The organism is Variovorax sp. PAMC28562, assembly GCF_014303735.1.
Taxonomy (GTDB): Bacteria; Pseudomonadota; Gammaproteobacteria; order Burkholderiales; family Burkholderiaceae_C; genus Variovorax.
In genome coordinates, this window is sequence record NZ_CP060296.1 from 844521 (window position 1) to 857714 (window position 13194).

Genomic DNA, 13194 nt, shown 5'->3' on the forward strand with positions numbered 1-13194 from the left:
AAAGCGCTCCGAAGCCCCGGAACCGCGCTTGAGTCCCGCGCGACTTATCATGCTCGGTTGCCCAAAACGGACTGCCCGTGAACTCCCCCATTGACGATGCCTACCTCGGCGCCGTGCTCGCGCAACAGCGCATCAGCATTCGCGGCGCACGCACGCACAACCTGAAGAACGTCGACCTCGACATCCCGCGAAACAAGCTCGTGGTGATCACCGGGTTGTCGGGCTCGGGCAAGTCGAGTCTTGCGTTCGACACGCTGTATGCCGAAGGCCAGCGGCGCTACGTCGAAAGCCTGTCGGCGTACGCGCGCCAGTTTCTTCAGTTGATGGACAAGCCGGACGTCGATGTCATCGAGGGGCTGAGTCCCGCGATCAGTATCGAGCAGAAGGCGACCAGCCACAACCCGCGCTCCACCGTGGGAACCGTCACCGAGATCCATGACTACCTGCGCCTGCTGTACGCACGCGCCGGCACTCCCTATTGCCCCGATCACCACTTGCCGCTGCAAGCGCAGACGGTATCGCAAATGGTCGACGCGACCATCGCCCTGCCCGGCGAGCCGCGGCTGATGATCCTGGCGCCGGTGGCGCGCGAGAAAAAGGGCGAGTTCCTCGACCTGTTCGCAGAGATGCAGGCGGCCGGCTACGTGCGTTTCCGCGTCGATGGTGCGACCTACGAATACAACGACCTGCCCAAGCTCAAGAAGACCGAGAAGCACGACATCGACGTGGTGATCGACAGGCTGCGCGCGCGTCCCGACATGCAGCAGCGGCTGGCGGAGAGCTTCGAGGCCACGCTGAGACTGGCCGACGGCCGTGCCATCGCACTCGAAATGGAAACGCCCGAGGGCGAAGACAGCGCGACGAACATCACGCCCGCGAGCAACGCCGCCGCGCCCAAAGAGCACCTCTTCAACGCCAAGTTCGCCTGCCCGGTCTGCCACTACTCGCTGGCCGAACTCGAACCGCGCCTCTTCTCGTTCAACTCACCAGTCGGCGCCTGCCCGACTTGCGATGGCCTGGGTCATCGCGAATTCTTCGACCCGGCGCGCGTGGTCGCGTTCCCGTCGCTGTCGCTGGCGAGTGGCGCCATCAAAGGCTGGGACCGCCGCAACGGCTATTACTTCAGCATGCTGGAGAGCGTGGCCAAGCACTACAAGTTCGATATCGACGCACCCTTCGAATCGCTCGACGCCGCCGTCCAGAACGCCGTGCTGCAAGGTTCCGGCGAAGAAGAAATCAAGTTCAGCTACGCGATGGAAAGCGGCCAGCAGGCCGGCAAGAAGCTGTCGCGCAAGCATCCGTTCGAAGGCATCATCCCCAACATGGCGCGCCGTTTTCGGGAGACCGACTCGGTGCTGGTACGGGATGAACTCACGCGCTTTCGCAACATGCAGCCGTGCCCCGACTGCGGCGGCACCCGGCTGCGTCGCGAGGCGCGCAACGTGTTCCTGGTGAGCGCGCCGCCGGCCGACGGCAGCGAGCCGACGCGCACGCCCATCTTCGAGATCAGCCACGTCACGCTGCGCGAATGCCTGGCGTACTTCCAGACGCTGCAACTGCGCGGCTCCAAGGCCGAGATCGCCGACAAGATCGTGCGCGAAATCGGCCTGCGCCTGAAGTTTCTCAACGACGTCGGACTCAACTACCTGAGCCTGGACCGCAGCGCTGAAACATTGTCGGGCGGCGAGTCGCAGCGCATCCGGCTCGCATCGCAAATCGGCTCGGGCCTGACCGGCGTGATGTACGTGCTGGACGAGCCGAGCATCGGCCTGCACCAGCGCGACAACGACCGGCTCATCGGCACGCTCAAGCACCTGCGCAATATCGGCAACAGCGTGATCGTGGTCGAGCACGACGAAGACATGATCCGCGCCGCCGACCACGTGATCGACATGGGTCCGGGCGCCGGCGTGCACGGTGGCCGCGTGATGGCGCAAGGCACGTATGCGGAAGTGGCGGCCAACCCTGAGTCGCTCACGGGCCAGTACCTGTCGGGCGTCAGAGAAATCGCGGTGCCGAAACACCGCACGGCATGGCTTCCGGTGGTCGCCAAGGCGGCCTTCAACGACGGCAAGAAATCGCGCTTTGCGCCGAGCCCCGCGGCCGAGCGTCGTGCAGCGCGCGAGGCGGCGCACCTGGCTTCGCAAAGCGAGCTGCAGGAAATTCGCGTGATCGGCGCGACCGGCAACAACCTGAAGAATGTCAGCGTCGCTTTCCCGGTCGGCCTGCTCACCTGCGTGACGGGCGTGTCGGGCTCGGGCAAGTCGACGCTCGTCAACGACACGCTCTACAGCGCGGTCGCCCGCACGCTGTACCGCGCGCACGACGAGCCGGCAGCGCACGAGGCCATCGAAGGCATCGAGTACTTCGACAAGGTGATCAACGTCGACCAGAGCCCGATCGGCCGCACGCCGCGCAGCAATCCGGCCACCTACACCGGCCTCTTCACGCCGATTCGCGAACTCATGGCCGAGACCAACACGGCGCGCGAGCGCGGCTACGGCCCAGGGCGCTTCAGCTTCAACGTGGCGGGCGGACGTTGCGAGGCTTGCCAGGGCGACGGCGTGGTGAAGGTAGAGATGCACTTTCTGCCGGACGTGTACGTGCCTTGCGAGGTCTGCCACGGCCAGCGCTACAACCGCGAAACGCTCGAGGTGCAATACAAGGGCAAGAACATCGCGCAGATTCTCGACATGACGGTCGAGGTCGCGCACGAGTTTCTGAAAGCCGTGCCGACCATCTCGCGCAAGCTGCACACGCTGCTCGACGTGGGCCTGAGCTATATCAAGCTAGGCCAGTCGGCGACCACGCTGTCGGGCGGCGAAGCGCAGCGCGTGAAGCTTGCGCTGGAGCTCAGCAAGCGCGACACCGGCCGCACGCTCTACATCCTGGACGAGCCGACCACCGGCCTGCACTTCGCCGACATCGAGCTGCTGCTGAAGGTGCTGCATCAACTGCGCGACGCCGGCAACACCATCGTGGTGATCGAGCACAACCTGGACGTCATCAAGACCGCCGACTGGTTGATCGACATGGGGCCGGAAGGCGGCGCCGGCGGTGGTGAAGTGGTGGGTGAAGGCACGCCGGAGGACATCGCTGCCAACGAGGCGAGTCATACGGGGCGGTATTTGAAGCGGTTGCTTTAGCCCCGACCTTGTAACGATCAGGCGGCGACGGCGTCCGTCGCCTGCACACGCCGCCCGCGCCGGGTGTCATGCAAAACGATGCGCTGATGGATCAGTCGCTCCACCATGTTGAGCCGCTCCACAAGTTCCATTGCGGTCACGACGATCGCACGCGCATCGAACTTCCTGCGCACCGACATCGTCGTGATGGGGATCATCGTGATCGGGGTGGTGGCATATCTGTTCGATCTGTTGATGCGGTGGGTGGAGCGCGAGGTCGTGCCGTGGAAGGGCAGGATCTGATGGACAAAACCTGGGAAACCTGCAAAATTGGGATTGATTTCATTTTTCGGCGCAATCCCGAAATCCTGGACTTTCGCCTGGAACGCATCTTGCGTGACTGAATCGACTGGCGCTCTCAGCGCCTTTTTCTGGAGCATTTATGAAATTGATTTCATTCGTCGCGCAACGTGCGGTCTTGTTGCTCGCCGCGCTGGCTGCGTCCGCCGCCCTGGCTGCCGATCCCACCACGCTGGTGGTCGGCATGTACCGTCCGACGCTGTCGCTCAACCAGGCGCTGAACCCCGACTACACCAGCACGGTGACCGGCTCGCAGGTGTTCGCGAGCCTGCTGCGCTTCGACGCGCAAGGCAAGCCGCAGCCCTACCTCGCCAAGTCGTGGGCTTGGTCGGCCGACCAGCGCACGCTCACGCTCAAGCTGGTCGAGAACGGTCTTTTCCACGACGGCAAGCCGATCACTTCGAAGGATGTGAAGTTCTCGATCCTGACGGTCAAGGGCCTGGCCGGCCGCGTCTCCAAGTTCAATGCGATCACCGAGGTGCGCACGCCCGACGCCTACACAGTGGTGGTGCAACTCGACCGTCCGGCGCCCTCGATCGTGCTGGCGATGTCGAGCCCGTTCCTGCCGATCCTGCCGGAGCACGTCTATGGCCAGGGCAACATCCGCATGAATCCAGCCAACACCACGGGGGCCGTAGGCTCCGGCCCCTACAAGCTGGCCGAGTTCAAGGCCGGCCAGTACGTGACGCTGGAGCGCTTCGACAAGTTCTTCCTCGGCCAGCCCAAGCTGGAGCGCATCGTGTTCAAGGCCGGTTCCGACCTGCAGACGCTGGTGCTCGGTCTGGAGCGGGGCGAGATCGACATGATTCCCTACATGTACGACTGGCGCCTCATCAAGCGCCTGTCGACCGACAAGCGCTTCACGATGACATCGGAGGGTTACGGCGGTATCGGTCCGCTCAACAACCTGATGTTCAACCTGCGCCACAAGCCGCTCGACGACGTGCGGGTGCGCAAGGCCATCGCCTATGCAATCGATCGACCCTTTATCGCGAAGGCACTGCTCGGCGGCGTCACGACGGTGGCCTACAGCCCGCTGGCGCCGACCACGCCGTTCTATACAGATCAGGTCGAGACCTACCCCACCGATCTCAAGAAAGCAGCCGCGCTGCTGGACGAAGCCGGCCTCAAGGCGGGCGCGGACGGCATCCGCATCAAGCTCACCATGCACTACCCGCCGGGCAATGTGGACTATCACAAGAACGGCGCCGAATACATCCGCTCGCAGCTGCGCAAGGTGGGCATCGACGTCGACGTGCGGGCCTCCGACTTCGTCAGCTGGCTCAAAGCCACGGGCAGCGGCGATTTCGACATGACCATGGTGTCGCTGTTCAATTTTGGCGACCCGGCGTTCGGCGTCGCGCCGCAGTACTCGTCCGCCAACATCCAGCCGCTCCCGTACGCCAACAACGCGAACTATCGCAACCCGATCGTGGACGACCTGCTCGACGCCGGCTCGGTCGAGATCGATCCGCAGAAGCGCCAGCGCATCTATGCGCAGTTTCAGAAGATCGCGATGGACGACGTGCCCATCCTGCCGCTGACGGTGCTGCGGTACCAGACCGTGATGCGAAAAGGTTTGGTCGATCTGCCTGCCGGTTTCTGGGGCACGGCCGCGCCGTTCAACGACACACGCTGGGCGCCCGACGCGGCCAACTGATCGGGGCCAAGGCATGAACGCCATCAACTTCGTCGCCAGTCGCGTGGCCAATGCGCTGGGCCTCATCCTCGCGGTGCTGGTGTTCAGCTTTTTCCTGATGCAGCTGGCGCCGGGCGATCCAGCACTGGTGATCGCCGGAGAGTCGGCCGATGCCGCCACGCTGGCGCAGGTTCGGAGCTTGTACGGGTTCGACCAGCCGCTTCTCAAGCAGCTGTCGACGCACCTCTGGCGCATCGCGCACGGCGATCTCGGCCAGTCGTATTTCTTCAACGCACCCGTCGCGCAGTTGGTGATGGAGCGCGTGCCGGCCACGCTGTTGCTGGTCGGCTCGGCCATCACCATCGCCGTGCTGCTGGGCACCACGCTGGGCGTCGTCGCGGCATGCCGGCCGCGCGGCATCACCAACGCGGGCATCACGGTGCTGTCGGTGGTCGGCTTCGCCGCGCCGGTGTTCTGGACCGGCATCGTGCTGGTGCAGCTCTTCGCATCGCATTGGCCGGTGTTCCCGGTCAACGGCATGCGCGACGTGACGCAGCGGCCCGGCAGTGCGCTGGCCGGTGCGCTCGACGTTCTGCATCACCTGGTGCTGCCGACCGTGTCGCTGTCACTGTTCTATCTGGCGCAATACAGCCGACTGTCGCGCGCGACGATGCTCGAGGTGCTGAACGCCGACTACGTCCGCACCGCCCGGTCCAAAGGCTTGCCGGAACGCCTCGTCGTGTTCAGGCACGCGCTGCGCAACGCGATCCTGCCCGTGCTCACCGTGCTCGGATTGCAGGTCGGCCAGTTGTTCGCCGGCGCGGTGCTGGTCGAGGCCGTCTTCAACTGGCCCGGCCTCGGCACGCTGGCATTCGAGGCCATCCTGCGGCGCGACACGCCCGTTCTCATGGGCATCCTGCTGTTCTCGGCTGTGATCGTGGTGCTGACGAACATGGTGATCGACGGGCTCTACCGCCTGATCGACCCGCGCATCGGATCGGGCATGCAGGGAGCAGCCGGATGAACGCCAGCACGACCCTGGCCGACGAGGCGGCTGCGCCCGCGATGCCTGCAGGCCGATCCGCGACGACCGGCCGTGGGAAATTCCGCGAGGCCGCGCAGATTTTCTGCCGCAATATCCCCGCGCTGGTGGGACTGGTGCTGTGCGTACTCATCGTTGCTGCGGCGATCATCGGCCCGTCGATCTACCACGTCGAGCCGTTCGAAACCGTCGCGGCCCCGCTGCTCGCACCGGGCGAAGACGGTGCACCGCTGTTCGGCACCGACTACCTCGGACGCGACCTGCTCGCGGGCCTGATCCACGGCGCGCGCGCCACCTTGCTGGTCGGCGTTCTGGCCACCCTGCTCGCCATGCTGCTGGGCGTTGTCGTGGGCGCACTGGCCGGCTACTACGGCGGCCGCGTCGACCGAATGCTGATGCGGCTGACCGAATTCTTCCAGGTGATGCCGCCGGTGCTGCTGGCGATGGTGCTGATCGTGCTGCTGCAGCCGACTCTGCTGGTGCAGGCCGCAGCGATCGGCGCGGCCAGCTGGACCAGCGCGGCACGACTCACGCGAGGCGAGTTCATGCGCATCCGCCATCTCGACTATGTAGCCGCGGCACGCACCATGGGGGCCAGCGACAGTTACCTCATCTGGCGCGTGATCCTGCCGGCGGCCATGCCGCCGCTGGTGATCTCGGCCACGCTGACCATCGGCGCCGCCATCCTGTTCGAAAGCGGCCTGAGCTTTCTCGGCCTGTCGAACCAGAACGTGATGAGCTGGGGCCTGATGATCGGCGGCAACCGACCCTACATGCTCGACGCGTGGTGGGCCACCACGATGCCCGGTGCAGCCATCTTCACTTCGGTGCTGGCCATCAGCCTAGTGGGAGACGGCCTCAACGAAGTGCTCAACCCGAGATTGCGCGAACGATGAACCCGAGCGAACCCCTGTTGTCCGTGCGGGGCCTGAACCTCGTGCTGCACACACCCAGCGGCACTAAGCAAATCCTGTACGACCTCGATCTCGATGTCGCCGCCGGCGAAACGCTGTGCCTGGTCGGGGAATCCGGCAGCGGAAAAAGCATGACTGCTTTGGCGCTGCTCGGGCTCGCGCCGCGGGGCGCACGCACCACCGCACGAAGCATCCGCTTGGGCGGCGAGGAGATCGCCGGCTTCGACGGTCATCGCATGCGCGCCCTTCGCGGCCGCCGCATGGCGATGATCTTCCAGGAGCCGATGACCGCACTGAACCCGCTGCTCACCATCGGGCTGCAGATCACCGAATCGCTGCGCCAGCACTGCGTCGTACCGCGCAAAGAGGAGCGCGAGCGTGCCGAGGCACTGCTGCATTCGGTCGGCATCGCGGATCCGGCGCGGCGCCTCGATGCCTACCCGCACCAGCTTTCCGGCGGCATGCGCCAGCGCGCGATGATCGCCATTGCACTCGCCGCAGAGCCGCAACTGCTGATCGCCGACGAGCCGACCACCGCACTCGACGTGACCGTGCAAGCCCAGGTGCTCGACTTGCTGAAAGACCTGCAGCGGCGCCTCGGCACCGCCATGATCCTGATCACGCACGACATGGGCGTGGTGGCCGACGTGGCCGACCGGGTCAACGTGATGTATGCCGGCCGCAAGGTCGAAGACGGCCCCCTGCGCGACGTGCTCTCACCGCGCGCCCACCCGTACACGCGGGCGCTGGTGTCGTGCATGCCCAGGCAACAGCAAGCCCCTGTCGCAGGACGCCGTGTGCCGTTGCCCGAGATACCGGGCGTCGTACCTTCGACCACTTCGCTGCCGCCGGGCTGCGCCTTCGCACCGCGTTGCGCCTACGCCGGGCCGGCCTGCACGCGCAGCATTCCGCCGCTCGTGCAGCTGCGGCCCGACCACGCCACCGCCTGCTTGCGGCAACTCGAAGGCGCTTTGCCATGACGACGCAGAGCGACGACACCTTGCTCGAGGTCGATGACCTCGCCGTCCACTTTGCGCTGCCGCGTGCACGGCCCTTCGCCCCGGTCGACACAGTGCGCGCAGTCGATGGCGTGAGCTTTCGCATTCGACGTGGCCGCACCTTCGGCATCGTGGGCGAAAGCGGTTCCGGCAAGACCACCACCGCACAGGCCGTTATGGGGCTGGTTCGCAAGACCCGCGGCACCGTGGTGTTCGATGGCGCAGTGCGCGAGCGCCTCTCGCCGGCCGAGCAGCGTCGGCACCGGCGCGGCTACCAGATGATCTTCCAGGACCCGTTTTCCTCGCTCAATCCGCGCCTGCGCGTGGACCAGCTGGTGCGCGAGCCGCTCGACCTGATGGGCATCGGTGTGCCGGCCGAACGAACAGAACGCGTAGCCGAAATACTGAATGCCGTAGGCCTGCGCGCCGACCAGCACCAGCTCTTTCCGCACCAGTTTTCGGGTGGGCAGCGCCAGCGCATCAGCATCGCGCGCGCACTGGCCTCGAACCCCAAGCTGGTGGTGTGCGACGAACCGGTGTCGGCCCTCGACGTGGCGATCCAGGCGCAGATCCTGAACCTGCTGGCCCGGCTGCAGGACGAGTTGCAGCTGACCTACCTCTTCATCTCGCACGACCTGCATGTGGTGCGCTACCTGTGCGACGACATCGCCGTGATGTACCTCGGACGGATCGTCGAGCAGACGCGCGCAGAGGCCATCTTCGACGCGCCACTGCACCCCTACACATGGTCGCTGGTGTCGGCCATCCCGGGCAACGCGCATCTGACCGGTGGCCGCGCGCCCGCGGTGCTGCGCGGTGATCCGCCGAGCCCGACGCGGTTGCCACCGGGCTGCCGCTTCGCCGGCCGCTGCCCCTTCGCCGAGCCGCTATGCCATGTGTCGGAACCGCAGTTGCGCGCCATGCCGGGCGACCGGCTGGTGGCCTGCCATCGCGTCGACGACGATGGCGTCGGGCCGCAACACGCATGAACCTTTTTGCCCTGGAGCCATTCCCTTTGCCGACCGAAGACCTGATTCTGAAAAAGCTGGAGGGCCTCGCTGCGGCCTTCAACCACCACGATGTCGACGCCGTGCTGTCGTTCTTTGCCGAGAACTGTTCGATGGAACTGCCGCAGGGACCAGAGCCGTGCGGTCGGCGCTTCGAAGGCAAAGTGGCGGTGCGCAGCGGCGTCGCATCGCGCTTCGCCGGCTTGCCGGACGTGCACTACAGCAACGTGTCGCACCGCGTGATCGGCCAGCTCGGCATCTCGCGCTGGACGGTGTCCGGCACCACGTCGGGCGGTGAGCGCATCGTCGCGAACGGCTGCGACTTCTATTCCTTCGACGCCGAAGCGCGGGTCACGAAGAAAGATTCGTACTGGAAAATCGTGCAGAACCAGACCCTGGAAATGAACCCGGAATGAAAGAGATCGCGCCCGCGTCGGTGCCGCGAAACGCAAGCCGGCGGCCCGCTGCCGTGGCTTCGGTGCAGGAGGTCGCCCGTCGCGCGGGCGTATCGCCGGCCACGGTGTCGCGCGCATTCAACTCGCCGCACCAGTTGAATCCGGACACGCTCAAGCGGGTGACCGAGGTGGCACAGGCGCTGCGCTACCAGCCCAACGGCGTGGCGCGTTCGCTACGCCGCAACCGCAGCATGGCCATCGGCGCGGTGATTCCGTCGTTTCGCCACGGCTACTTCGGCAGCACGGTCGAAGGCCTGCAGGCGGGTTGCCGCAAGGCCGGCTACTCGCTGCTGATCGCCACCTCGGACTACGACGAAAAGCAGGAGCTCGATGCCGTGCACGCGATGATCCGCCAGGGCGTCGACGGTCTGGTGCTGGTGGGCCTGCAACGCGACCCGGAGTTGGAGGCCTTGCTGGAGCAGGGCGGCATTCCGTACATCGTCACCTGGTCGTACAGCCAGGACGTACCGTGCATCGGCTTCGATCACCAGAAAGCGATGGAGCGTGTCACGCGCCACCTGCTCGACCTCGGGCACGAGCGCTTTGCCGTGATCATGGCTTTTTTGCGCGTGAGCGATCGCGAACGCGACCGACTGGCCGGGATAGCGGGCGCGTTGGCCGCCCGGGGCGTGCCGTTGCCGGGTGACCGCATCCTGTTTGCCGGCGGCAGCGGCCTGCAGGACGGACGCAACGCATTGCGCGCTGTGCTGCAACAGCACCCGGACACGACCGCCGTGATCTGCGCCAACGATCTGCTGGCCGCAGGCGCCATCATGGAATGTCGCTCCCGCGGCATCGCCGTCCCCGAGCGCCTGTCGATCACCGGCTACAGCGACCTCGAACTCGCCTCCGCCATGGAGCCGGGCATCACCACCATCCGCACCCCGGCCGAAAAGCTGGGCCACATGGCGGCCGAATGGCTGGCACACAAGCTGGCCGGCGAACCCGTGATGGCAAGTTGCGAACTCGAAACCGAACTCATCATCCGCGGCAGCACCGGCCCTGCTGCGCGCACCACTGGAACAGGCACGTCATGAACTCCATCGACACCGAAGACTTCATCGCCAAACGTTACGAGGTGCTGGTCGAACGCGACGTCCGTTACGGCGAGGCCATGGTCGACCACGGCACCACGCCCCGCATGCGGCCGCTGCTGCTCGACATCTACCGCCCGCAGGCGGCGCCGGTCATGGCCCGGCCGGCGCTCGTGCTCGCATTTGGCGGGGCCTTCCACCGTGGCTCGCGCCAGAGCGACACGGTGATCGAGGACGGGCACGAGAACACGCCGGTGTCGGCCTATTGCCACGAGTTCGCGCGGCGCGGCTATGTCTGCTTCTCCATCGACTACCGGCTCACGCCCGAAGACCCGCACCCAGGCAGCACGCCGTTGCTGCTCAACCCGATGAACGTCAACCGCGACCGCATCGATTTCGTGCGCGGCATCATGGGACTGCCGCCGTCGACGCCGGTCATGATCGCCAACGCGATGGAAGCGGCGATCGACGACATGGGCACCGCGATCGACTGGGTGCACGCGCAGGCCGGTACGCTGGGCGTGAACCCGCAGCAGATCGCCGCTGGAGGCTTCTCGGCGGGCGCGATGATGGCGCTGGCCGCCACCTATGGCCAGCAGAGTCCGGCCGCCGCCGTGGTGGCGCTTTCGGGTGCGATGGGCCTGGCCGAAATGCATCGCTATATCCGCAGCGCGGACGCACCGCCCGCGCTCCTGTTCCGCGGCGAGAACGATCTGCCGGGCATCGGCCCGATCAGCCACGAATTGCACCTGCACATGCAATCCGTCGGGGTCGATCACGAGAGCTATGTCGTCGCAGACGGCACACACTTCTATCCACGCACCGCCACGGCCATGCCCGTCATGGGCGACAGCACGTCGACGCTCGAAGACGCGATGGCGGCATTCCTTTGCACGCGCATGGTGGCATCAAATCGACGCCCTGCACTGGCCTGACGCGGACCGGCCTTTCAGTGCCGATCGCGACCGAGCGACCGAGCGACCGCACGGCCGCCTGCAGCGCGAGGATGCCCGGCTCGATCTGCCCCACATCGATCGATGACAGCCGGAGCCTGAAGTACGGACAAGGCCGCGGCGGTTGCGCGAAGAACACATCGCCGGGTTCGATCAGCACGCCATAGTCGCGGGCCCGCAGCGACAGTGCGCCGCCATCCATGCCGTCGGGCGTCTTGACCCATATCGACGCACCGCCCTGCGCCGGCGTGCAGGTGAATTCCGGGAGCTGCGCGGCGAGCGCCCGGGCCGCCACCTGCATGCGTTGCTGCAGCACCTGGTTCACGCGGCGCGCATGCGAGTCGTGATGGCCTAGCGACAAGAAGAGCGCGTAGGCGTGCTGCAAGAAAGCGCTGGGATGTCGCACCATCGCATGCCGCAACACGCGCAACTCGCTCACCAGTTCTTTTTGCGCCACGATGTAGCCGAGCCGCAATGCGGGCGACAGGCTCTTGGACAGTGACCCGATGTAGATCACGCGGCCGGTCTTGTCGAGGCTCTTCAGGGCCGGCGTGGGGTCGCCGACATACAGGTTCTCGGCTTCGTAGTCGTCCTCGATGACGACGAAGTCCTGCAGCGCCGCCTTGCGCAACAGCCACTGGCGGCGCTCCAGGCTCAGCGTTGCCGTGGTCGGGCTCTGGTGCGACGGCGTGACGAACACGTAGTCGAGATCAGGCAACGCATCGACGACCAACCCTTGTTCATCGACCGGAATGCCGACGAGCTGCGAGGTCCGCAAAGAGAAGGTGTTGCGCGCATGCGGGTAGCCGGGCTCTTCGAAGCCGACGCGGGTGCGTTGGTCGAACAGCGCTTCGGCGATCAAATAGAAGGCGTGCTGCGCGCCGACTGTCACCAAAATCTCTTCAGGCCGCGCGAACACACCGCGCTTGGGCAGGAGCCGCGTGCGGATCTGCTCGACCAGGTCGGGCATGTCGTCGGTCTCGAAGTCGGGCGTCCAGTTGGGCAACTGCGAGCGCGCCAGGCTGCGCACGCAGCACTCCCGAAAATCTTCCGTCGGAAAAAGCTGCGCATCGTGCGTGCCATAGACGAAGGGGTAAGCGAAGTCCCGCCAGTGCGCCGGCTTGGACAGCGTGGGCATGTCGCGCAACGAGCGCAGCACGCGCTGCGACCATGCGGGCGGCGGGCCGGCCGATGCACCGATCGCACTGAAGGGATCGACGATGCGGTCGGTCGCGGCGCCGATCGAAGCCGGCTTTGCGCCGGCCTTCACGAACACGCCGGAGCGCGGCCGCGATTCGAGATAACCCTCGTCCACCATCTGCTGGTACACGGCGGTCACCGTGTTGCGACTCAAGCCGAGTGCCAGTGCGAGGTCACGCGAAGAGGGCAACGCCGCGCCTTCGGCCAGGCTCCCGTCGAGGATCACCTGCACCACGCGCAAGCGAAGCCGCGACTGCAGCGGCAAGCCCACATGACCGTCGAGCGCGAACAGCTGCGCCCACAGCGGGGCTGTCGACGGGGACTTGATGGGCGTCATCGCATGCTCCTGGATGGTGCATGCGCGTCGCGTCTGGCTTTCACGATTGCGAGGGCCTGGCTCTATGGGGTAGTAGAGCCCGAGCTTAACCTCGTGATACCTAGCGAAAGCCCTGCATTGAAGGGGCCTT

At 65.9% G+C, this 13194-nt stretch carries 10 protein-coding genes and 1 pseudogene; 10 read left to right on the top strand and 1 reads right to left on the bottom strand.

Annotated elements, in window-relative coordinates; all coding sequences use genetic code 11:
- The first annotated feature begins 77 nt into the window (after nucleotides 1–77).
- From uvrA to H7F36_RS04105, 10 genes and pseudogenes are all read left to right on the top strand, one after another.
- Nucleotides 78–3146 (top strand): excinuclease ABC subunit UvrA, encoded by a 3069-nt coding sequence (uvrA, locus tag H7F36_RS04060; RefSeq protein WP_187053470.1) that lies wholly within the window; start codon nucleotides 78–80, stop codon nucleotides 3144–3146.
- A 144-nt stretch (nucleotides 3147–3290) separates the two neighbouring features.
- A pseudogene (locus H7F36_RS22125) lies at nucleotides 3291–3428 on the top strand (taurine ABC transporter permease); the annotation flags it as partial.
- 139 nt (nucleotides 3429–3567) lie between these two features.
- Nucleotides 3568–5145, top strand: a complete 1578-nt coding sequence (locus tag H7F36_RS04070; RefSeq protein ID WP_187053472.1) for an ABC transporter substrate-binding protein — start codon at nucleotides 3568–3570, stop codon at nucleotides 5143–5145.
- A 13-nt stretch (nucleotides 5146–5158) separates the two neighbouring features.
- Nucleotides 5159–6148 carry an ABC transporter permease gene (locus tag H7F36_RS04075; RefSeq protein WP_187053473.1) on the top strand — a complete coding sequence of 330 codons (990 nt, stop codon included), beginning with the start codon at nucleotides 5159–5161 and terminating at the stop codon, nucleotides 6146–6148.
- Entirely contained in the window at nucleotides 6145–7062 is a 918-nt protein-coding gene (locus H7F36_RS04080; RefSeq protein ID WP_261802491.1) for an ABC transporter permease, read from the top strand. The genes H7F36_RS04075 and H7F36_RS04080 overlap by 4 nt, the downstream gene beginning before the upstream one ends.
- Nucleotides 7059–8060 (top strand): ABC transporter ATP-binding protein, encoded by a 1002-nt coding sequence (locus H7F36_RS04085; RefSeq protein ID WP_187053474.1) that lies wholly within the window; start codon nucleotides 7059–7061, stop codon nucleotides 8058–8060. The genes H7F36_RS04080 and H7F36_RS04085 overlap by 4 nt, the downstream gene beginning before the upstream one ends.
- Entirely contained in the window at nucleotides 8057–9067 is a 1011-nt protein-coding gene (locus H7F36_RS04090; RefSeq protein WP_187053475.1) for an ABC transporter ATP-binding protein, read from the top strand. The genes H7F36_RS04085 and H7F36_RS04090 overlap by 4 nt, the downstream gene beginning before the upstream one ends.
- The gene (locus tag H7F36_RS04095) at nucleotides 9064–9501 is read left to right on the top strand and encodes a nuclear transport factor 2 family protein (protein ID WP_187053476.1); all 438 of its coding nucleotides are present in this window, start codon (nucleotides 9064–9066) and stop codon (nucleotides 9499–9501) included. The genes H7F36_RS04090 and H7F36_RS04095 overlap by 4 nt, the downstream gene beginning before the upstream one ends.
- Nucleotides 9498–10577, top strand: coding sequence for a LacI family DNA-binding transcriptional regulator (locus tag H7F36_RS04100; RefSeq protein WP_187053477.1), 1080 nt, complete (start codon nucleotides 9498–9500; stop codon nucleotides 10575–10577). The genes H7F36_RS04095 and H7F36_RS04100 overlap by 4 nt, the downstream gene beginning before the upstream one ends.
- Complete coding sequence (locus tag H7F36_RS04105) at nucleotides 10574–11509, top strand: alpha/beta hydrolase (protein ID WP_187053478.1); 936 nt, start codon at nucleotides 10574–10576, stop codon at nucleotides 11507–11509. The genes H7F36_RS04100 and H7F36_RS04105 overlap by 4 nt, the downstream gene beginning before the upstream one ends.
- On the opposite strand, the gene H7F36_RS04110 is transcribed toward H7F36_RS04105, so the two are convergent.
- Nucleotides 11415–13064, bottom strand: coding sequence for a PLP-dependent aminotransferase family protein (locus tag H7F36_RS04110; RefSeq protein ID WP_261802492.1), 1650 nt, complete (start codon nucleotides 13062–13064; stop codon nucleotides 11415–11417). The two genes, H7F36_RS04105 and H7F36_RS04110, sit on opposite strands and share 95 nt — an antisense overlap.
- Nucleotides 13065–13194: the final 130 nt, after the last annotated feature.

Coding starts and splice junctions, on each gene's coding strand:
- H7F36_RS04070 (WP_187053472.1), top strand. CDS start 3,568: ATGAAATTGATTTCATTCGTCGCGCAACGTGCGGTCTTGTTGCTCGCC.
- H7F36_RS04075 (WP_187053473.1), top strand. CDS start 5,159: ATGAACGCCATCAACTTCGTCGCCAGTCGCGTGGCCAATGCGCTGGGC.
- H7F36_RS04080 (WP_261802491.1), top strand. CDS start 6,145: ATGAACGCCAGCACGACCCTGGCCGACGAGGCGGCTGCGCCCGCGATG.
- H7F36_RS04085 (WP_187053474.1), top strand. CDS start 7,059: ATGAACCCGAGCGAACCCCTGTTGTCCGTGCGGGGCCTGAACCTCGTG.
- H7F36_RS04090 (WP_187053475.1), top strand. CDS start 8,057: ATGACGACGCAGAGCGACGACACCTTGCTCGAGGTCGATGACCTCGCC.
- H7F36_RS04095 (WP_187053476.1), top strand. CDS start 9,064: ATGAACCTTTTTGCCCTGGAGCCATTCCCTTTGCCGACCGAAGACCTG.
- H7F36_RS04100 (WP_187053477.1), top strand. CDS start 9,498: ATGAAAGAGATCGCGCCCGCGTCGGTGCCGCGAAACGCAAGCCGGCGG.
- H7F36_RS04105 (WP_187053478.1), top strand. CDS start 10,574: ATGAACTCCATCGACACCGAAGACTTCATCGCCAAACGTTACGAGGTG.
- H7F36_RS04110 (WP_261802492.1), bottom strand. CDS start 13,064: ATGACGCCCATCAAGTCCCCGTCGACAGCCCCGCTGTGGGCGCAGCTG.